The organism is Bradyrhizobium sediminis (assembly GCF_018736105.1).
Taxonomy (GTDB): domain Bacteria; phylum Pseudomonadota; class Alphaproteobacteria; order Rhizobiales; family Xanthobacteraceae; genus Bradyrhizobium.
Genome location: NZ_CP076135.1, coordinates 2,658,592 through 2,678,999, shown reverse-complemented (window position 1 = coordinate 2,678,999; position 20,408 = coordinate 2,658,592). Strand labels below are relative to the sequence as shown.

Annotated in this window: 17 protein-coding genes; 8 read left to right on the top strand and 9 right to left on the bottom strand. The window is 63.9% G+C overall.

The window, feature by feature from the left end:
- Nucleotides 1-72: 72 nt before the first annotated feature.
- The 6 genes from KMZ68_RS12700 to KMZ68_RS12675 all read right to left on the bottom strand — a co-directional run bounded on the left by KMZ68_RS12700 (nucleotide 73) and on the right by KMZ68_RS12675 (nucleotide 6,686).
- The gene (locus KMZ68_RS12700; protein WP_215616081.1) at nucleotides 73-474 is read right to left on the bottom strand and encodes an SUF system Fe-S cluster assembly protein; all 402 of its coding nucleotides are present in this window, start codon (nucleotides 472-474) and stop codon (nucleotides 73-75) included.
- Nucleotides 471-1,718, bottom strand: a complete 1,248-nt coding sequence (locus tag KMZ68_RS12695) for a cysteine desulfurase (protein ID WP_215616080.1) — start codon at nucleotides 1,716-1,718, stop codon at nucleotides 471-473. The genes KMZ68_RS12700 and KMZ68_RS12695 overlap by 4 nt, the downstream gene beginning before the upstream one ends.
- Complete coding sequence (gene sufD / locus KMZ68_RS12690; protein ID WP_215616079.1) at nucleotides 1,715-3,040, bottom strand: Fe-S cluster assembly protein SufD; 1,326 nt, start codon at nucleotides 3,038-3,040, stop codon at nucleotides 1,715-1,717. Before sufD ends, KMZ68_RS12695 begins: the two co-directional genes overlap by 4 nt.
- Before the next feature lie 19 nt (nucleotides 3,041-3,059).
- Entirely contained in the window at nucleotides 3,060-3,812 is a 753-nt protein-coding gene (gene sufC / locus KMZ68_RS12685; RefSeq protein ID WP_215616078.1) for a Fe-S cluster assembly ATPase SufC, read from the bottom strand.
- A 137-nt stretch (nucleotides 3,813-3,949) separates the two neighbouring features.
- Entirely contained in the window at nucleotides 3,950-5,431 is a 1,482-nt protein-coding gene (sufB, locus tag KMZ68_RS12680; protein ID WP_215616077.1) for a Fe-S cluster assembly protein SufB, read from the bottom strand.
- A gap of 85 nt (nucleotides 5,432-5,516) precedes the next feature.
- Entirely contained in the window at nucleotides 5,517-6,686 is a 1,170-nt protein-coding gene (locus tag KMZ68_RS12675; RefSeq protein WP_215616312.1) for a cysteine desulfurase family protein, read from the bottom strand.
- A gap of 317 nt (nucleotides 6,687-7,003) precedes the next feature.
- Between KMZ68_RS12675 and KMZ68_RS12670 the strand changes: the two genes are divergently transcribed.
- Both KMZ68_RS12670 and KMZ68_RS12665 read left to right on the top strand, forming a co-directional pair.
- Nucleotides 7,004-7,651, top strand: coding sequence for an alpha/beta hydrolase (locus KMZ68_RS12670; protein WP_215602141.1), 648 nt, complete (start codon nucleotides 7,004-7,006; stop codon nucleotides 7,649-7,651).
- Nucleotides 7,652-7,655: 4 nt separating this feature from the next.
- Nucleotides 7,656-8,168 (top strand): DUF1697 domain-containing protein, encoded by a 513-nt coding sequence (locus KMZ68_RS12665; RefSeq protein ID WP_215616076.1) that lies wholly within the window; start codon nucleotides 7,656-7,658, stop codon nucleotides 8,166-8,168.
- 37 nt (nucleotides 8,169-8,205) lie between these two features.
- Here KMZ68_RS12665 and KMZ68_RS12660 read toward each other — a convergent pair whose 3' ends face one another.
- Complete coding sequence (locus KMZ68_RS12660; RefSeq protein WP_215616075.1) at nucleotides 8,206-8,886, bottom strand: glutathione S-transferase family protein; 681 nt, start codon at nucleotides 8,884-8,886, stop codon at nucleotides 8,206-8,208.
- Nucleotides 8,887-9,121: 235 nt separating this feature from the next.
- On the opposite strand from KMZ68_RS12660, the gene KMZ68_RS12655 reads away from it, so the two are divergent.
- Nucleotides 9,122-9,574: a hypothetical protein gene (locus KMZ68_RS12655; RefSeq protein WP_215616074.1), complete on the top strand. Its 453-nt coding sequence runs from the start codon at nucleotides 9,122-9,124 to the stop codon at nucleotides 9,572-9,574.
- A gap of 136 nt (nucleotides 9,575-9,710) precedes the next feature.
- A complete protein-coding gene (locus tag KMZ68_RS12650) occupies nucleotides 9,711-10,343 on the top strand; it encodes a hypothetical protein (protein WP_215616073.1) in 633 nt (210 codons plus the stop codon).
- A gap of 42 nt (nucleotides 10,344-10,385) precedes the next feature.
- Here the strand turns inward: KMZ68_RS12650 and KMZ68_RS12645 are convergent, their stop codons facing one another.
- Nucleotides 10,386-11,489: an anhydro-N-acetylmuramic acid kinase gene (locus KMZ68_RS12645; protein WP_215616311.1), complete on the bottom strand. Its 1,104-nt coding sequence runs from the start codon at nucleotides 11,487-11,489 to the stop codon at nucleotides 10,386-10,388.
- 167 nt (nucleotides 11,490-11,656) lie between these two features.
- Here KMZ68_RS12645 and tyrS point away from each other — a divergent pair, with 167 nt between their 5' ends.
- Together tyrS and KMZ68_RS12635 are read left to right on the top strand one after the other, a co-directional pair.
- Nucleotides 11,657-12,910 (top strand): tyrosine--tRNA ligase, encoded by a 1,254-nt coding sequence (tyrS, locus tag KMZ68_RS12640; RefSeq protein WP_215616072.1) that lies wholly within the window; start codon nucleotides 11,657-11,659, stop codon nucleotides 12,908-12,910.
- A 54-nt stretch (nucleotides 12,911-12,964) separates the two neighbouring features.
- Nucleotides 12,965-14,212, top strand: a complete 1,248-nt coding sequence (locus KMZ68_RS12635; protein ID WP_215616071.1) for an MFS transporter — start codon at nucleotides 12,965-12,967, stop codon at nucleotides 14,210-14,212.
- Between the two features lie 15 nt (nucleotides 14,213-14,227).
- On the opposite strand, the gene KMZ68_RS12630 is transcribed toward KMZ68_RS12635, so the two are convergent.
- Nucleotides 14,228-17,941, bottom strand: a complete 3,714-nt coding sequence (locus tag KMZ68_RS12630) for an AsmA-like C-terminal region-containing protein (RefSeq protein ID WP_215616070.1) — start codon at nucleotides 17,939-17,941, stop codon at nucleotides 14,228-14,230.
- Nucleotides 17,942-18,146: 205 nt separating this feature from the next.
- Between KMZ68_RS12630 and KMZ68_RS12625 the strand changes: the two genes are divergently transcribed.
- Both KMZ68_RS12625 and KMZ68_RS12620 read left to right on the top strand, forming a co-directional pair.
- Nucleotides 18,147-18,932: a peroxiredoxin gene (locus KMZ68_RS12625; protein WP_215616069.1), complete on the top strand. Its 786-nt coding sequence runs from the start codon at nucleotides 18,147-18,149 to the stop codon at nucleotides 18,930-18,932.
- Between the two features lie 101 nt (nucleotides 18,933-19,033).
- Entirely contained in the window at nucleotides 19,034-20,398 is a 1,365-nt protein-coding gene (locus KMZ68_RS12620) for a M23 family metallopeptidase (protein ID WP_215616068.1), read from the top strand.
- Nucleotides 20,399-20,408: the final 10 nt, after the last annotated feature.

Genomic DNA, 20,408 nt, shown 5'->3' with positions numbered 1-20,408 from the left:
GTGGTCGATCCTCGCGGCAAATCAATGCCGGCTGTTTCGCCGTGAACTAACAAGATCCAGGCCAATAACGCTTCACCACATATTGAGAACGAGGCGCGCCTCGTCGGTCATGCGATCCGGCGTCCATGCCGGCTCCCAGACCAGATTGACATTGACCACGCCGACGCCGGGAACGCTGGCGACCGCGTTCTCCACCATCTGCGGCAACTCGCCCGCCGCCGGACAGTTCGGCGTCGTCAGCGTCATCATGACGTCGACGGAGCGGTCGTCCTTGATATCAACCTTGTAGATCAAGCCTAATTCGTAGATGTCGGCGGGAATTTCCGGGTCGAACACGGTCTTCAGCGCGGCCACGATCTCGCCGCCGAGCCGCTCGGTCTCCTCCGGCGGCAGCGCCGAGTTCGTTTCCATGTTGCTGGTCTTGGCTTCCAGATTCTGGAGTTCCAGATTTTTGGCTTCGACGGTGTCGCTCATGAAAACAATTCCCGCGCCTTGATCAGCGCCTGTGCCAGATGGTCGACTTCTTCACGGGTATTATACATCCCGAACGAGGCACGGCAGGTGGCCGTGACGTTGAACCGCTCTAAAAGCGGCATCGCGCAATGGGTTCCGGCGCGCACCGCGATGCCCTGGCGGTCGATCACGGTGGCGATGTCGTGGGGATGGGCGCCCTTCATCTCGAACGAGATTACCGGGCCCTTGCCGCGTGCGGTCCCGATCAGCCGCAGCGAGTTGATCTCGCGCAGCCGCGCTTCGGCGTAGGCCAAAAGATCGTGCTCATGCGCGGCGATCCGCTCCTTGCCGATCGAATTGACGTAGTCGATCGCGGCGCCGAGCCCGATCGATTCCACGATGGCGGGCGTGCCCGCCTCGAACTTGTGCGGCGGATCGCCATAGGTGACCCAGTCCCGCGCGACCTCGCGGATCATCTCGCCGCCGCCGTTATAGGGCCGCATCGCGACCAGGTGCTCGTGCTTGGCGTAGAGCACGCCGATGCCGGTCGGGCCGTACAGCTTGTGGCCGGTGAAGACGTAGAAATCGGCGTCGATATCGCGCACGTCGATCGCCAGATGCACGGCGGCCTGGCTGCCGTCGACCAGGACCGGGATGCCCCTGCTATGCGCGAGCTTCACCACTTCCTTGACCGGAACGATGGTGCCGAGCGCATTCGACATCTGCGTGATCGCGACCAGTTTGGTGCGCGGGCCCAGCAGCTTTTCGAATTCGTCGATCAGGAAGTTGCCTTCGTCGTCGACATCGGCCCATTTCAGGACGGCGCCGTGACGCTCCCTCAGGAAATGCCAGGGCACGATGTTGGAATGGTGCTCCATGATCGAGAGCACGATCTCGTCGCCCTCGCCGATATTCGGCTCGCCCCAGGACGAGGCCACGAGGTTGATCGCCTCGGTGGCGTTGCGGGTGAAGATGACCTCTTCGTTGCGCCCGGCATTGATGAACTTCGCAACCTTGGCGCGGCCGCCCTCATAGGCTTCCGTCGCTGCATTGGCGAGGTAGTGCAGCCCGCGATGCACGTTGGCATATTCGCTCTTGTAGGCCTGCGTCATGCGGTCGAGCACGGCGGTCGGCTTCTGCGCCGAGGCGGCGTTGTCGAGATAGACCAGCGGCTTGCCGTAGACCTTCAGCGCCAGCGCGGGAAAGTCTTCCCGGACCCGGGCGACGTCGTATGAACCGTTCAGGACTGCCGGATGCATGGTCATCCCCGTGCCTCCAGCCAGCGCTGCGCCGCCGAGATCGCGAGTTCGCGCAGGCCGTCATTGACGATGGATTCGATCGCCTCGCCGACGAAGGCCTGGATCAGCAGCGCCTGGGCCTCCTTCTCGGGCAGGCCCCGCGCGCGCAGATAGAACAACAGGCTCTCGTCGAGCGCGCCGATGGCGGCGCCATGGCCGCAGGTGACGTCGTCGGCGAAAATCTCCAGCTCCGGCTTGTTGTCGGCCTCAGCCTCGTCGGACAAGAGCAACGCCCGCGTCATCATCTTGGCGTCGGTCTTCTGCGCGTCAGGGCGGACGATGATGCGGCCCTGGAACACCGAATGGCCGCGGTCGTCGACCACGGCGCGGAAGATCTCGCGGCTGACGCAATTCGGCACCGCGTGGTCCATGAACAGCGTGGTGTCGGCGTGCTGATGGCCGTTCAGCAGATTGACGCCGTTGGCCTCGACCTTCGAACCCTCGCCGGCAAAGGCGATGACGGCCTGGTAACGGCTGACGCCGGAGCCGGAGGTCATGCCGAAGGTGTTGAAATGGGCGTGGGCGCCGAGCCGCATCACCGATGAGGAGATGTTGAAGGCGTCGCGGCCATCCTCGACCAGGCGGACATGGTCGAGCCGCGCGCCGTCGCCGATCGAAAGTACCAGCGCGTCATGGACCTGATAGGCCTTGGCGCCATCGGCACTGATGTAGCTTTCCACCAGCGTCGCGCCAGCGGCCTTGCCGAGGCGGAGCAGCGAGCGGGTGAACATCGCCGCGGGCACGGCGCTGCTGGCGATATGGACGATATGCAGCGGCTGCGCCAGCACGGCGCCGTCGGCGATCTCGATCACGAGGCCGTCGGTCATCATCGCGCTGTTCAGCGCCACCATGGAATCGGAATGGTCGGGCGCGAACAATTGCGCCTGCAGCGCCGCATCGCCGGTTTCCAGCGCCTCGCACAGCGTGCGGATGGCGAGGCCTTGTTCGGGATTGGCCGTTTCCGACAGTTTTGGCGCGAACACGCCGTCGACCAGTACCAGCCGGCGCGCGCCGTCGATCGCATGCAGTTTCAGCGCGGCGGCTGCGCGGTTCAGCGCCGCCGCGTCCGGTGCGGGCGCAAGCGGCAACACCTCGCGCATCAGTGCGCGCAGGTCGGTGTATTTCCAGTCCTCGATCCGCCGGTGCGGCAGGCCGGCGCGCTCGTAGGCCTCGAACGCCTGTCGCCTCTGATCCGCGACCTTGCCCGCGCCGGGCAGCCGGTCACGCGCGACCGCGAAGCTGTCGCTCAGCGCGCGTCCGGTCTCGGTCTTTGCCAATGCAACGTTCATTACGACATCCGCTTCAGGTTCAGGCCGCGGCTTCGAACTGCGCGTAGCCGGAAGCCTCGAGTTCCAGCGCCAGTTCCTTGCCGCCGCTCTTCACGACGCGGCCTTTCGACATCACGTGCACGAAATCCGGCACGATGTAATTCAACAGCCGCTGATAATGCGTGATCACCACCATGGCTCGGTCAGGCGAGCGCAGCGCGTTGACGCCGTCGGCGGCGACCCGCAGCGCGTCGATGTCGAGCCCGGAATCCATCTCGTCGAGGATGCACAGGCTCGGCTCGAACAGCGCCATCTGCAGCACTTCGTTGCGCTTCTTCTCGCCGCCGGAGAAGCCGACATTGACGCCACGGCGCAGCATGTCCTGCGGTATGTTGAGGGACTTGGCGACCTCGCGAACCTTCTTGAGGAAATCCGGCGTCGAAAATTCGCTCTCGCCGCGCGCCTTGCGCTGGGCGTTCAGCGCGGTGCGCAGGAAGGTCATGGTGGCGACACCCGGGATTTCCACCGGATACTGGAACGCCAGGAACACGCCCTTGGCGGCGCGTTCGTCCGGCGACATCTCCAAGAGGTTCTCGCCCTTGAACAGGATCTCGCCGCCGGTGACTTCATAACCGGGCTTACCGGCGATGACGTGCGACAGCGTCGACTTGCCGGAGCCGTTCGGCCCCATGATGGCGTGCACTTCGCCCGGGTTCACCGTCAGCGACAGCCCGTGGAGAATCTCCCGATCGTCGACACGGACCTGCAGGTTCTTGACTTCGAGCAGTGACATTACGTTGTTCCGTCTTTCTTTCGTTTTCCTCGTCCTGAGGAGCGCCGCAGGCGCGTCTTGCAAGGACGTGGCCGACAATCTTTCCTCTCACCCTTCGAGACGGCCGCTCACGCGGCCTCCTCAGGATGAGGCACTTCCTATCCAACCGATCCTTCGAGGCTGATCGAGATCAGCTTCTGCGCTTCCACCGCGAATTCCATCGGCAGCTGCTGCAGCACGTCTTTGACAAAACCGTTGACGACGAGGCCGACGGCTTCTTCCTGGCTCAGCCCGCGCTGCACGCAGTAGAACAGCACATCCTCGGAAATCTTTGACGTGGTGGCCTCATGCTCGAACAGCGCCGAGGAATTCTTCGCCTCGATATACGGCACGGTGTGCGCACCGCATTTGTCGCCGATCAACAAGGAATCACACGCCGTAAAATTACGCGCGCCGGTGGCTTTGCGATGCGCGGTGACGAGGCCGCGATAAGTGTTCTGCGACACGCCGGCGGCGATGCCCTTGCTGATGATCCGGCTCGTCGTGTTCTTGCCGAGGTGGATCATCTTGGTGCCGGAATCGACCTGCTGGTGGCCGTTCGAAATCGCGATCGAGTAGAATTCACCGCGCGAATTATCGCCGCGCAGGATGCAGCTCGGATATTTCCAGGTGATCGCAGAACCCGTCTCGACCTGGGTCCAGGAAATCTTCGAATTGTTGCCGCGGCAATCGCCCCGCTTGGTGACGAAATTGTAGATGCCGCCGACACCTTCGGAATTGCCGGGGTACCAGTTCTGCACCGTCGAATATTTGATCTCGGCGTCGTCGAGCGTCACCAGCTCGACCACGGCGGCGTGCAACTGGTTCTCGTCGCGCTGCGGCGCGGTGCAGCCTTCGAGATAGCTGACGTATGCACCCTTGTCGGCGATGATCAGGGTGCGCTCGAACTGGCCGGTGTTGCGCTCGTTGATGCGGAAATAGGTCGACAGCTCCATCGGGCAGCGCACGCCCGGCGGCACATAGACGAACGAGCCGTCGGAGAACACCGCCGAGTTCAGCGTAGCGAAATAGTTGTCCGAGGTCGGCACCACGGTGCCGAGATATTTCTGCACCAGTTCGGGATGCTCGCGGATCGCCTCCGAGATCGGCATGAAGATCACGCCGGCTTTCTTCAGCTCTTCCTTGAAGGTGGTCGCCACGGAAACCGAATCGAACACGGCGTCGACGGCGATCCTGCGTTCGCCCTCGGGGCGGGCGACGCCCTCCAGCACTTCCACCTCGCGCAGGGGAATGCCGAGCTTCTCGTAGGTCTTGAGAATTTCCGGATCGATCTCGTCCAGCGACGAGACCTGCTTCTTCGGCTTCGGCGCCGAGTAGTAATAGAGATCCTGGTAATCGATCTTGGGGTAATTGACCCGCGCCCAGGTCGGCTCGGTCATGGTCAGCCAGCGCCGATAGGCCTCCAGCCGCCATTCCAGCATCCAGGCTGGCTCGTTCTTTTTCGCCGAAATGAAGCGGACGGTATCTTCCGATAACCCCTTCGGGGCCTTGTCGGACTCGATTACGGTCTCAAACCCATAACGATATTGATCGACGTCGATCCGGCGCACCCGATCGACGGTCTCTTGTACGGCCGCCATTCCATCCTCCGCTCGCGGTTTCAAGGACCGCGGTGTGGATCATTCTGAAGAACTATTACGATGTTTCCTGGAGGAAATCACCTGCTTAGAACCGTTCAAGCAGTGTTTCGTCGCTTCTCTTAAGTAAGGTATTGGCGAGCCTTCGCCAAGCCTCAAGGGTCCGATCGACGTCCGCAGGCGTCGTGGACCAGCCCAGACTGAGCCGCACGGCTCCCTGGGCCAGTTCGGGGCCGAACCCCATCGCCTCCAGCACGTGCGACGGCTGCACCTTGCCCGACGAACAGGCGGAACCCGAGGATACCGCAATCCCGGCGAGATCGAAGCCGATGACGGCGGTTTCCGCCTTGAGCCCGGGAACCGTGAACAGCGTGGTGTTGGGCAGCCGCGGAGCGTCGCCTGAGAACACCACCAGTCCGGGGGTCTGCCGCAGGCCTTCTTCAAGCCGGTCCCGCAAGCCCTTAAGGCGGCGCGCATCGCCCTCCAGCGCAGCCATGGCGGCCTTGGCGGCGGCGCCGAAGCCCGCAATTCCCGCCACATTCTCGGTCCCCGCCCGGCGGCCGTGTTCCTGACCGCCACCGCGCAGCACCGGCTCGAGCCCGAGCAGGTCCTCGGCCACAACCAGGGCGCCGACGCCCTTGGGACCGCCGATCTTGTGCGCCGAAAGCGTCAGCAGATCGGCACCCAATGCATTGATATCGAAAGGAATCTTGCCAAGGGCCTGGATCGCGTCGACATGCAGCAGTCCGCCCGCTTCGTGCACGATCCCCGCAGCCTCCATGACCGGCTGCACCGCCCCGGTTTCGTTGTTGGCCAGCATCACCGAGACCAGCGCCGGCGGCCCGTCAGCGAGCATCGCCCGCAGGCGGTCGAGGTCGAGCAGGCCCGACCGGGTGACGCCGACGACGCTAATGGCATCGGTCGGGAATCGCCCGCCCGCGAGCACCGAGGCGTGCTCGACGGCGGAAACCAACAGCCGCTGCACGGGAACCCCGCTCGCCCGCCGCAGGCCCTGCGTCAGCACCAGCGCATTGGCTTCGGTTCCCCCCGAGGTGAAGACGACGACGTCTCGTGCCGGTGCGCCGACCGCGCCCGCAATCGCGGCCCTCGCCCCCTCGACCAGCCGGCGGGCCTGGCGGCCCTCGGCATGGACCGAGGACGGATTGCCGGCGAGCTCCCATGCGGCAACCATCGCTTCCCGGGCTTCGCGGCGAAGCGGCGTGGTGGCGTTCCAGTCGAGATAGACCCGGTCAGGCATGGAGTAATATATTACCTGGAAAGAGAAATGCGTTGCCGGCAGCACCCTACACCGTCCCGGCCGACCCTACCGCAATTGGGGATCGCGCCGCCGCCCGGCAATCGCCAACGCCAAGGTTGTGAAGGCCCCCGCGAGATGCTCAAGAAGCTTGCTTTTTGCCCCTCGCCTCATGCTAGAACGCGGCGACCACTTCACCAGGCGCCGTTCGCGCATCGCCCAACGACGTCTGATCAGCCCTTATCTCTCTGCAAGACTTCATCTGCCAAAGCGCCGGATGAAGCCAGCACAAAGTCGGTTGATTTTGCCAAGGATCACCAATGCCTGAAGTCATTTTCACCGGCCCCGCAGGCCGTCTCGAAGGCCGTTATCATCCGGCCAAGCAGAAGAACGCGCCGATCGCGATGGTGCTGCACCCGCATCCGCAATTTCGCGGCAGCATGAACCACCCGATCGTCTATCAAGTCTACTACGCCTTTGTGGCGCGCGGCTTTTCGGTGTTGCGGTTCAACTTCCGCGGCGTCGGTCGCAGCCAGGGCACGTTCGACCATGGCACCGGCGAACTGTCGGATGCGGCGTCGGCGCTCGATTGGGCGCAGACCATCAACCCGGAAGCGCGCGCCTGCTGGGTCGCGGGCTTCTCGTTCGGCGCCTGGATCGGCATGCAGCTCCTGATGCGCCGGCCGGAGGTCGAAGGCTTTATCTCGATCGCGCCCGAACCCAACCGTTACGATTTTTCGTTCCTGGCGCCCTGCCCCTCGTCCGGCCTGATCGTCCACGGCGACAAGGATATCGTGGCGCCGGCGAAGGACGTCACTACGCTGGTCGAAAAGCTGAAGACCCAAAAAGGCATCGTCATCGACCAGCAGACCATTCCGGGCGCCAACCATTTCTTCGAGGACAAGCTGGAGCCGCTGATGGAGACGGTGACCGGCTATCTCGACATGCGGCTCGCCAACGTTCGCTAGGCCGATGGGCGCGTTCGTGGCGCTGCTGCGGGCCGTCAATGTCGGCGGCACCGGCAAGCTGCCGATGAGCGACCTCAAGGATATCTGCGAGGAACTGGGGTTCGGCGCCGTCCGCACCTTCATCGCCAGCGGCAATGTCGTCTTCACCTTTGGCAAATCCGAAGCCGCCATCAAGTCCGCGCTGGAGAAGCGCCTGCAAGCCTATGCCGGCAAGCCGGTCGGCGTTCTCGTGCGCAGCGCCGCCGAGATGGCGGAGGTGCTGTCGGACAATCCATTTCCGAAGGCCGCGCCCAATCGCACCATGGCGCTGTTCCTCGACCGCGCACCGCCGGCGGATACGCTGGCCGGCATTCGCGGCCGCCGCGACGAAGAAATCCGGCTGGGCCGCCGCGAGATCTACATCCACTACGGCGAGGGCATGGCCAAGTCGAAGCTGGTGATACCCGCCGCCAAAACCGGCACCGCGCGCAACATGAATACGGTTGCGACACTCGCCCGCATGGCGTCGGAACTCTGAAAGTCTCGGTCTTCGTCATGGCCGGGCATGACGGACGTTACGCCGCGGCGCGGGCCTCGGCCTGCAATCGCGACAGCCACGACCTCCGCCGCTCGATGAAATCGCGCAGCAGCGCCGGATAGTCCGCGCCGACCGCCGATTGCACCGACGGCCGCGCGGCGAGCGACTTGCGCCAGCGCGCAAGCTTCGGCTTGTCGGACAGGATGCCGAAGTCGCCGATGTCGTCGAACACGTCGAAGTAACGAAACACCGGACCGAACACCGCATCGACCAGCGAGAAGTTCCCGCCGTCGAACCATGGCGCGGCCACCACGCGCGCCTCGAGCCGCGCAAGTTTCCGTTCGAGCTGCGCCGCCTTGGCCTTGAACGTGGCTACGTCCGGCGCAGCATAGAAGCCGGCGATATCGTTCAGCACCGCCGAGCCGAATTCGATCCAGCCGCGGTGTTCGGCGCGCGCAAGCGGATCGGCCGGGTGCAACGGCTTGGCCTGCGTTTCCTCCAGATATTCCAGGATGACGGCGGACTCGAAAATCGCCTTGTCGCCGACCTGCAACACCGGCGTCTTGCCGAGCGGCGAGATGCCTAAGAACCAATCCGGCTTGTTGGCGAGATCGATATCGATCCGCTCGAACGGGACACCCTTCTCGGTCAGCGCAATCACCGCGCGCTGCACATAGGGACAGAGCTTGTGGCTGATCAGTCTGAGCGGCGCAGTCATGGCACGACCTCGTGGTTTCATGCAGATGCATGTAATTACATGCGCCTGCATATAACGTCAAGGTCGATGCATTTGCATCTTGATCACGGCCTCGCGATCAGCCCGCCGGTCATCGGCATCGGCACGCCGGAGAAAACCGCGCCCCTGCCGAACTCTTGGGAGAAATCAGCAGTGTTTAAATCGCCACCGTTCTTGTTAAAGTTGTAAGATGGGTTCCCAGCACCGACACATCTTCATGATAGCACTAGCTGCATTGGCGGCTTGGCTGTTCATCTGTCTGCCGCTGCTTTATTCGCCGGCTTGGCCGCCATTCGACTGGCTGGCTTCCCTTTCGGTCGCGGCCAATATCGCTCAGACGCTGACCGGCATCTTTGCGGCGTTAGCGTTCTTCGGATACTTGCAACAAAAATTGCAGCGCCGATGGAAGATCGAACGTTACCTTGAAGATGAAAGACGTTCCGCTGAGAATGGCGGGCTCGGCATGGGCGCCAAGAGCATCATACATTTGATGGGCAATTGTTCGATGACCGAGGCGCAGGTTCTAGAAGCCGTCCTAGGAAGTACGAAAATCAGATCATGGGTCGCGGCAGACGATGAGGGTAGAGCGGAACGCTTGTTCTTCCAATTTAGCGATGATGCCTGGAGAAAAGTCAGAAACCAGCCGAGTAGACGGATAACACGTCGCTGATGTCCAGGGCGACCCGCCGTACCATGCTTTTCGAGGAAGTGCTCTTCGGATGTCTAATGTAATGCCACCCACTCGAGAACTAACAATCGTCGACGGCGTTATCGATGCCGGCGGCCATAAACGATGGACCGCCAACGTGGCTGATACACCTCTGAAAACGTTGGATACTGCGTTAGCCAGGGAATACGCCGAAAACCTTATCCTTCAGCAAGATATGCAAACAAGCTTGGAGACGATGAAGCTTTGGCACGAAAAATATGCTTCGACGACTGAGACCGAAGCCCGCATCATTGGAAAAAGTCTATTCCGCGATGCAATCGTCCAATTTGTTGGCTGCTTCGACAAGACCGCGCAATACCCTCTGTCGGCCGAGGCCATCTACGGTCATGACCCCAATGGGGTAAGTTCATTTCGATGGTTCAAAGACGTTAGAGACGCCTATGCCGGCCACAAATTCGGGGCATGGCGACAATGCGTCGTCGGTGTAATCGAACACGACGGTCAGCGTGGCGTTGGTCACATCCTCGCGACCTTTCTCGGTCCACAAAAAGAGGATGGAGATCAACTTAGAGGATTCATGCAGACAGCCGCGAATTATCTCGATGCAAACGTTGATCGCCTCCGCCAAGCGGTCATGAAACATGTGGAATCTATGAAGCCGGAGGAGATCGCGTCTCTAAAAGAAGCATCGGCACGAACGCTTAGAATGCCGGAGGCCAGATTCACGCGTGCCGACTTGAATCGAGAAAAGCCGGCCCCAAAGAGATGATGCATTTGCATGGAATTAAATTCCAATGCACCTGCATCTTGATCACGGTCGCGCGATCAGCCCGCCGGTCATCGGCATCGGCACGCCGGTGGTAGTCGGATAGCTCAACGGCAGGCCCTTCAGGCCGCGGGCGGCCAGGAAGCCGAAGGCCTGCGCCTCGAGGGCGTCGGCCGCCCAGCCCAGCGCCTCGGCGGGCTCGACGGTGGCGGGCTGCAGCCGCTCGCGCAGCATCCGCAGCATGGTGAGGTTGCGGGCACCACCGCCGGCGACGATCCAGCTCTTCGGCTCCTTCGGCAGCAGCGGCACGATCCGGGCGATGGCTTCCGCCGTGAACGCCGTCAGGGTCGCAGCACCATCGGCCGGAGACATGTCGCGCAGCACCAGCGAAGCGAAGTCGTTGCGGTCGAGCGATTTCGGCGGCGGCAGCGCAAAGAACGGATGCTCCAGCGCGCGGATGACCCATGGCACATCCACCGCGCCTTGCGCCGCCATGCGGCCCTCGCAGTCGAACGACTGGCTCATGGTGCGGAACATGTGATCGTCGAGCAGCGCGTTGCCCGGCCCGGTATCGCAGGCGATCAGGATATCCGGCCCGTCGATATAGGTGATGTTGGAAACGCCGCCGATATTGACCACGACAATCGGGCCCTCGCGCTCCAGCGATTGGGCCAGCGCGCGGTGATAGACCGGCACGAGCGGCGCGCCCTGCCCGCCGGCGGCGACGTCGGCGGCGCGAAAATCATGCATCACGGGAATATGGATGGTCCTGGCCAGCGCGGCTGCGTCACCGATCTGCACGGTCATCTTTTGCGCCGGCCGGTGCAGCACGGTCTGGCCGTGAAAGCCGACGATATCGATGTCCTGGCAGGAGATGCGGTGCTGCGCGTTGAAGGCGGCGACCGCCTCGGCATGGGCCAAAGTAACGGCGCGCTCGGCCTCACGCAGGATGCCCGGCCGGGCATCGCGCTGCGGCAGGTGGACGGCCTCCGTCAGCGCCTGGCGCAACAGACCACGTTCCTGGTTCGTGTAGGCCCGGTAGCCGGATGGGCCGATCGACTTCACCCGCCGGCCGTCGGTTTCGATCAAGGCGACGTCGACCCCGTCGAGCGAGGTGCCGCTCATCAGACCGAGTGCCGTCAGCATCATTGCCATGTCGTGACGCCCTGCCCTCGACGCCCGCTGGTGTCAAACCTTGTGTCAAACCAGCACATCTTATAATGCCACAGCGCGCCGGCCTGCGGCAGCCTAATCCGACAGGGTTCCGCAAACCCGTGCAGATACCGTGAAGCAAGCATGATCAGAGTCGCACACAAATGACTGTATTTAAATCTGATTTTCTCAATGTGCTGCAGAGCCGCGGCTTTATTCATCAGATCTCGGATCCGGGCTCGCTGGATGCGCTGGCGGCCAAGGGCGAACTGACCGCCTATATCGGCTTCGACTGCACGGCGCCCTCGCTTCACGTCGGCTCGATGGTGCAGATCATGTGCCTGTACTGGCTGCAGCAGACCGGCAACAAGCCGATCGCGCTGATGGGCGGCGGCACCACCCGGGTCGGCGATCCCTCCGGCAAGGACGAAACCCGCAAGATCCTCTCGATCGAAGACATCGAGCGCAACAAGGACGGCATCAAGCAGGTGTTCTCCAAGTTCCTGCGCTTCGGCGAGGGCAAGCACGACGCCGTGATGCCCGACAACGCGGAATGGCTGACCAAACTGAACTGGATCGAAATGCTGCGCGATATCGGCCGGCATTTCTCGGTCAACCGCATGCTGGCGATGGACTCGGTCAAGCTCAGGCTCGAGCGCGACCAGGAAATGAGCTTCATCGAATTCAACTACATGATCCTGCAGGCCTATGACTACGCCGTGCTGAACCGGCGCTACGACTGCCGGCTGCAGATGGGCGGCTCCGACCAGTGGGGCAACATCGTCAACGGCATCGATCTCGGCCGCCGCATGGGCACGCCACAGCTGCACGCGCTGACCACGCCGCTGATCACGACTTCGTCGGGCGAGAAGATGGGCAAGACCGCCAGCGGCGCGGTCTGGCTCAACGCCGACATGAAGAGCCCCTACGAATACTGGCAGTTCTGGCGCAACACCGAGGACGCCGACGTGCCGCGATTCCTGAAACTGTTCACGACGCTGCCGCTCGCCGAAGTCGGGCGGCTCGCCGCCTTGCAGGGCGCCGAGATCAACGAAGCCAAGAAGGCGCTCGCCGACGCCGCGACCACGCTGCTGCACGGCGCGGAGGCGGCCCGCACGGCCGCCGAAACCGCGCGAAAAACCTTCGAGGAAGGCGCGATCGCGGAAAACCTGCCGCGGGTCGAAATTCCGCGCGGCGAACTCGAGGCCGGGCTCGGCGTGCTGGCTTCGTTCGTCAAGGCGGGCCTGGTCGCCTCGAACGGCGAGGCACGGCGCCAGATCAAGGGCGGCGGCCTGCGCGTCAACGATATCGCGGTCAGCGACGAGAAGATGATGCTGGCGCCCAAGGACCTCACCCCCGAAGGCGTCATCAAGCTGTCGCTCGGCCGGAAGCGCCACGTCCTGCTCAAGCCTGCATAGGCGCATTCGCTTTACGCGCTTGCTCGGAGCCGCGGAAACGCGCTCCCTGCTGATATGGACAAGAATACGCCACGGGAGGATACGCCGACCCAGCCGCCGAAGCCGGCGCGCGTGGCGTTGAATGTGCTGGCGCTGTGCTTTGCACTGTCGGTGCTCGGCCGCGGTCTCGGCGAAAGCTTCACCGTGTTTCTCAAACCGATCTCTGAGGATTTCGGCTGGGACCGCGCCCAGGTGGTTTCGGTCTATTCGCTGACATGGCTTGCGGGCGGACTGACGGCGCCGCTGGTCGGACGTCTGTTCGACCGCTCCGGGCCGCGCATGGTTTACTCGCTTGGACTGCTGCTGCTCGGAGCCGCGTTCCTGATCGCGTCACATGCACAGCATCTCTGGCAGGTCCAGTTGAGCGTCGGGCTGTGCGTCGGCCTCGGTATCGCCCTGATCGGCAACGTGCCGAATTCGATCCTGCTCGGCCGCTGGTTCGGCCCGCGGCTGCCGACCGCGATGGCGATCCTGTATTCCGCAACCGGCGCCGGCATCCTGGTGCTGCTGCCGGCGTCGCAGGTCTTGATCGACCACATCGGCTGGCGCGACGCCTACCAGTTGTTCGGTATCGCGGCGCTGTGCCTGCTGCTGCCGCTGCTGGTGCTGCCGTGGCGGCTGTTCGCCACCGGCTCCCCGCACATCGCCAGGAAAGCCGATGCGGGTTTCGTCGACAACGGCTGGACGCTTGGGAGCGCGATACGCCACCACGCCTTCTGGGCGCTGTTTTGCACCTTCTTCTTCACCGCGGCCGCGATGTACGCGATCACGGCGCAGATCGTCGCCTACCTGATCGACGCCGGCTTTCCGCCGCTGCAGGCGGCGACCGCCTGGGGCTTTTCCGGCATCCTGACGCTGGTTGGCATGCTCGGCATCTCCACGCTCGACGGCATCATCGGCCGCAGGCCCTCGGTGCTGTTCAGCTACGGCGTTTCCATCGTCGGGATCATCCTGCTGTGGCTCATTCAATACTATCCGAACTACTGGCTGCTGACGGGCTTCGTCATATGCTTCGGCAGCATGATCGGTTCACGCGGGCCCCTGATCACGGCGACCGCGCTCAACATCTTTCGCGGCGAGCGGGTCGGCACCATCTACGGCACGATCTCGATCGGCAGCGGGCTCGGCTCGGGACTGGGCTCGTGGAGCGGCGGCCTGATCCATGACTGGACCCACAGCTACAATTGGCTGATCGTGTTCGCGCTGGTCAATGTGGTCTTGGGATTGATCCCGTTCCTGGTGGTGCCGGCGCTACGGCGCTAGCCGACGAAACGTCGATCAGTTGCTGTTCGGAAACTCCACCGGGTTGTTCTGCCTGCCGGTGCCGAATTCAAAAATCTTCCGGAGCACGCCGGGCGCCATCGCCGAGATCGGATTGACGCGCAGCACCGGCGCGCCGGGCGTGCCGACGATCTCGTAGGTCACCCCGATCAGCCCCTCATTGCTGCCGCCGCCGAGGAACAGGCCGACGATCGGAATCTGGCCGAACATGTTGTTCAGCCCGTACATCGGCACGAAGGTGCCGCTCATGCGCACCTGGTTGCCGGGGATATCGATGCTGCCTTCGATGGTCCCGCCAATCATCGGGCCTTTCAGGACGCCCTCCCGGATCTTGAGCTGCCCGTTCTGCCGGGTAAATTCGGCGCGCACTCGCGAGAAAGAAACGCCGTTCTGCGGGCCGGCCGTCCCGCCGGCGGCCACGCGATCGAGCGAAGCTTCCCCCTTGATGGCGAAGTCGCGGACGTTGATTAAGCCCTCGCGCGGGCCGGGATCGGCCGTCGGCGGATCCATGGCCAGGGTGAGCTGGCCGCCGACCGCCTTGGAGTAGGTGTCGGTGAATCGCAAAAATGCGCCGGCGTCGTTGGTCTCGAGATAGATCACCTCGCGGCCCTGGGCGCGGCCGCGCAGATCCGCCGTCAGCGGCGTGTCGCGGCCAAGCTTGCCGCTCAGCGTAAAGCTCCTGATCACACCGTTGCGCCGCGATAGCTTGGAATCGACGCTGCGCACCGCCTCGCCATTGAAGCCGGCCACCGCACCGAGTTTCACGTCCACATCGAGATCGACGCTCTTGGCCTTGCTCCTGGCGTCGGCGTCCTTGCCCGAAATGGCCGACTTGAGGAAGCCGCGGCCGTCGAACACGTCGCCGCGCATCATCACTTTCAGCGTGCCATCCGGGGCGCGCTCGGCCTTCAGCGAGCTCTTGTCGCCTTCGGAGGGCGAATAGGTCGGGAAGTTGGCGCTGATCAGGTCGCTGTTCTGGTCGACCTCGAGCGAGCCCTTGATCGATACGCCGCCGCCGTCGATGACGATGTCCTCGAGCCGGGTGGATTGCGGCTTCTGCACGACGTTGAACACCGCGCGGCTCGACTTGCCCGGCAATTTGACCCAGCCCGGCAGGATATTGTCGAGTTTCAACGCAGTCAGATCGGCCTCGATACCGAGACGGCTTTCGCGATCAGGACCGCCGATCTTGCCGATCAGCTTGACCGGCAGGGCCCCGCTGACCGCTGGTCCGAGGTCGAGACCAAGGCGCGCCCGGCTTGCATCGTCGAGGGTCGCCTGCAATCTGACATCCGCATCGCCCTCGCTCGGCTTGCGATAATCCAGCGAGGCCGCCTGCCCGTTGATCTTGACGTCGCCCTTGACCTGATAGCCGGCATTGTTGGCGGTCACTTTCAGCGTGCTGGCTTCGAGCTTCTGGTTCATCACCAGCTTGTCGGCGGCAAACCCGCCGAGATCGGCCGTGATGGAATAGGTGGTGTCGGCCTTGGTCAGTTCGCGCTTGATCGGCAACCCGAGCGTCACCACGGCGGACATCGTCCCCTTGCTCAGATTGGGATCGATCAGGGTGCCGGAAAACTCGCTCAGCCGATCGGAGGCGAGAATTTCGGCCGCGGCCGGCACCGGGCCGTCGATCCGGAACTTGACCCGCGCCGGCGCGGGCTTCGGCGCCATATCCGGCACCTCGAATACGAGGTCGGTAATGTTGAGCTTGCGCCCCGCAGGCGTATCGGACACCGCCTGCCCGATGGTCACGGTCGCGGTGCGGCCGGTGACGCGGGCTTTCAGATCGGCATCGCGCACCAGCGGCATTTCATCCACCGGCCGCAACGTCACGCCTGTTGCGACGATATTGACGGCAAGACCGTCATCGGGGATCGGCGGTCCCCGGCGCGACAGGTTTCGGACCGGCGAATTGACGCCGACCTCGATGCGCTGCAGCGAACCGCGTTCGATACGCTCGATTACCCATTCGCGCACTTCCGGAACGATCAGGATCGGCCACATCCGTTTCAGCGCCGACGCCGACATCGGCGTACCCGCGAAACCCAGCGTCAGGCGCGCCTCGCCCGAATAGTCCACGCTGCCGGTTCCGGCGATGCCGATTTCGCCGTTGCTGATGTCGGCCTGCGTCAGCAGCACGCGTTTCCTGTCGGTATCGAAGCGCAGCCCGATGGCGATGCGATTGAAGATCAGGGGTTGCTCGTTCTCCAAACCCGCCAGCACGATGGTGCCGCCGGAAAATCCCAGCTGCCAATCGGCGATGCTGCCGTTCGGCGGTTCGAGATGGGCCAGCAGCGTGATCCGGTTGGAACCGGAAATGATCTTGAAGGGAGCGACCAGCACGCGCCGTCCGGAATCCCATTCGACGTTGACGTCGGCCGAGTCGATCGCCATCGGATAATCCGGCGTGTCGCTGTCGATGATGTGCCCGGCGCCGGCGGTAACCTTGCCGCGGAAATAGGTCGGCAGGCCGTCGCGGCCGAGTTCGCCCTTCAATTCGCCCGACAGCGGCAAGTCCGCGCTGTAGGTGAGGTCCTTCACCCGCATCGCCAGCAGGATATTGGCGGTCGGTACCTTGTCGGCGCGGATGTCGACCGATCGCACGCCGTTGGCGGGAGGTCCGACCACCACGCGAAGCGACCAGGCACGCGCGCCCTCTTCGCCCAGGCTCAGCGCCACCCCGCCGCCGCTCGGCCGGCGCAGACTGAGGCTGATGTTTTCGAACGTCCATTTGTTGCCGCGCTGCTGATCGTCGACGACGAGGTTCCCGTTCTTCAGGCCTATCTCGTTGAGGTTTTGCCCGTCAAGTCCGGTCAGGCTCAGGCTGTCGAGCCAGTCGAGGCCGGCAAGCAGGCCGCTCTGCGTGCTGTCCGGAGCGGGCGCAGATGGGGCGCCAGGCGGCAGTGGCGCAACGGTTCCGAGCGGCTGCGGCGCTCCCGGGATTTGCCTCGGAAAGGTCGGCGCCAGGCCTGCGTCCTTTTTCGAAGCCACGCCGGTGGCGAGTGGCTTTGCGGTGTCGCCTGCGGAAACCGTCACGGTGCCGTCCGGGGAGATGCGCACCGCGAGTTCGGCATCGACCAGATTGAGGCTTTCGGCACGAAGCCGCCCCATCAGGAGCGCGGTGCCGGAAAGCTTCACCTCGGCCTTCGGCGCGCTGGCCACGATGGCGCGGTCGCGGTCGCGAACGATGATATCTCGGATACGCACCGCGATGCGGATCCGCCCCGCCCGCTCGATCTGGGTGCCGCCGATCTCGACCGTATTGCTGTGGCCGATATTTTCCTCGATCGCCGATGCGAGCCACGGCGTCGCCATCTCGAGATTGATCGGCCCGGCGCCAAGCCGCCACCACAGTCCGCCGAAGCAGCCGGCGAAGATCACCAGCAAGACCGCAATGACGACGGCAAGGCGCTTGACCCAGCGTTCGCCGGCGATCCACCGGCGGAAGCTCCCGACGCGATCGCCTAACCGGTGAAAGCCGGAGTTCGACCGCGACAACAGCCGGCGCGCGCGATAGCCCGCCGCCTCGTCCTGGTCCTGATCCCAACCGGCATCATCCCACTGCGAGGGCTGGACGTCAGCACGCGGATTCGATCCCTTGGGCGACGTATTTCTTGCCATTGCCTCTCGGTGCTGGCGCTGATTGTAAGATTGATCGCCGCCAAGACCGCGCTCGTCCACACGTAACGAGCGCTCCCGTGCCGGCATCGCTGCCAATCCTCGATTAATACTGTTACTCGTCACCGGGCCCAAGGAGCACATTGAACGAGCGGACGGGTGGTGCCTCGAATTCCCTTTAACCATACTCCGGGGTCGTCGGATTTGCCCAGCAGTCGGACCGTATCCCGCTTGCCCGGACAACACCCGCAATACCCCAATGATTGATCCGCCGAAAGCGACGAAAGGAAGGCGTATGTCCAAGAAAACGCGCAAGAAATCCCCCAAAACCCCGCCACTAAGGGCGGTCCGCGCCAAGTCCGGGAAATCGGCCAAAACATCGACCAAGACGTCGGCCAAGGCATCGGCCAAAAAGCCTTCCGCGAAGACCAGCAAGGCGGCCGCCGGAAAATCGGGCAAGGCCGCGGGCAAACCACATGGCGCCGCTTCAGCGAAATCATCCCATAAGGCCCCCTCGAAACCGTTAAGGAAGACCGTCCCGGCCGATTCGCCCGCGCGGACCGCGGCGGCATCGAAAGCGCCCGCCGCCAAGCCTGCGGCGCCGACGTCGCGCGCGTCCGGCTTGACCGAGGGGGCAATGGCGCCCGCCTTCCGCCTTCCCCGCGACGGCGGCGACACCGTCTCGCTCGCCGATTACCGGGGCCGGAAACTGGTGCTGTTCTTCTATCCGCGCGCGGACACGCCGGGTTGCACCAAGGAGGCGATCGACTTCACCCGCTTGTCGAGCGCCTTTGCCGAACACCAGACCGCGGTGCTGGGCGTCTCTGCCGACCCGCTCAAGGCCCAGGAAGCCTTTCGCGACAAGCACGGGCTTGCCACTCCTCTGGTTTCGGATGAGCAGCACGAGATGCTGGAGGCCTATGGCGTCTGGGGCGAAAAATCGATGTATGGCAGGACCTTCCTGGGCATTGTTCGCACCACGGTTCTGCTCGGGGCCGATGGCCGGATCCTCAAGGTCTGGCGCAATGTGAAGGTCGACGGCCATGCCGACGAGGTGCTCGCAGCCGTGCGTGCGCTCTAATTTGTCCGGCTCCATTCGCTAAAAATTAACCATGAGACGGTCAAATCACCCCTGCAAAAGAGGCCGTACGGAACCCCACTCCGACCGGCGCGGGAGTGCTGATGTCGCATCGTTCCGGACATTATTCCGAGTATCCCCAACACCATCCGCATGACCACGCCAGGCCGTCCCCTCGCCGCGCGGCGGCCGGTCGTGCGGCGGTCGCGGCGGCGTCCCGCGGTCAGGACGGCTATACCCTCGTCCATGCCGGCAAGCAGGTCCGCTTTGGCCCGGTGGCGTTCTGGATCGTGGTCGGCACGGTGACCGTACTCGGCATGTGGTCGGCGGCGACCGCGACCTATTTCGCCTTCCGCGACGACGTGCTCACCCGACTGATCGCCCGCCAGGCGGAGATGCAATACGCCTATGAAGACCGGATCGCCGAACTGCGCGCCAGGGTCGACCGCACCACCAGCCGCCAATTGCTCGACCAGGAGCAGTTCGACCAGAAGCTCGACCAGATCATGCGCCGCCAGACCACGCTGGAATCGCGCGCCACCGCGCTCGGCGCGATGCCCGACGTCGCGGTCACCGGTTCGATCAGGCCGCCGGCGCGCGGCGCCTCCGGCGACGCGGCGTCCTCAGGCACGCCAAAACCAAACCCGATCAGCGATACCGTGATCTTCGTGGCGCCGCCTGATCGCGAGGCGCGGCTGGAATCGCGCGCGCCGGTCACCGTCAAGGCGCAGCCGAACCAGTTCGCCAAAGTCCAGGGCTTCGACAACGTTCTGGTGCGTTTGCAGACGTCGCTGGACCAGGTCGAGCGGCGCCAGATGGCGGCGCTCTCCTCGGTCGAGGACGGCATGGAATCGCGCGTTCGCCGGATGCGCGGGGTGATTTCCGATCTCGGTCTCGACATGGCGCAGCTCGAAGCCGCAGCGCCACGCGCCGCCGTCGGCGGCCCCTTCGTTCCGGTCAAACTTCCTCCTGACGCCGGCGCCTTCGAGCGCCAGCTCTACCGGATCAACAGCACCCGCGCCCAGGTGGATCGCCTGAACCGCACGCTCTCGCTGGTGCCTTATCGCAAGCCGGTGATCGGCGAAGTCGAGTTCACCAGCGGCTTCGGGGTCCGCAGCGATCCGTTCCTCGGCCGTCCCGCCATGCACACCGGCCTCGATTTCCGCGCCGCATCGGGCGACCCCGTACGCGCCACCGCGGGCGGCAAAGTGGTGACATCGGGATGGATGGGCGGCTATGGCCGCATGGTGGAGATCGACCACGGCAATGGTCTGTCGACCCGCTATGGCCACCTGTCGGAAATCAACGTCAAGGTCGGCGATCACATCAAGATCGGCCAGGTGATCGGCGCGGTCGGCTCGACCGGCCGCTCGACCGGACCGCATCTGCATTACGAAACCCGGATCGACGGCGACGCGGTCGACCCGCAGAAATTTCTGCGCGCCGGCGTGCGGCTGAGCGCAGGCTAGAGCCGCAGGC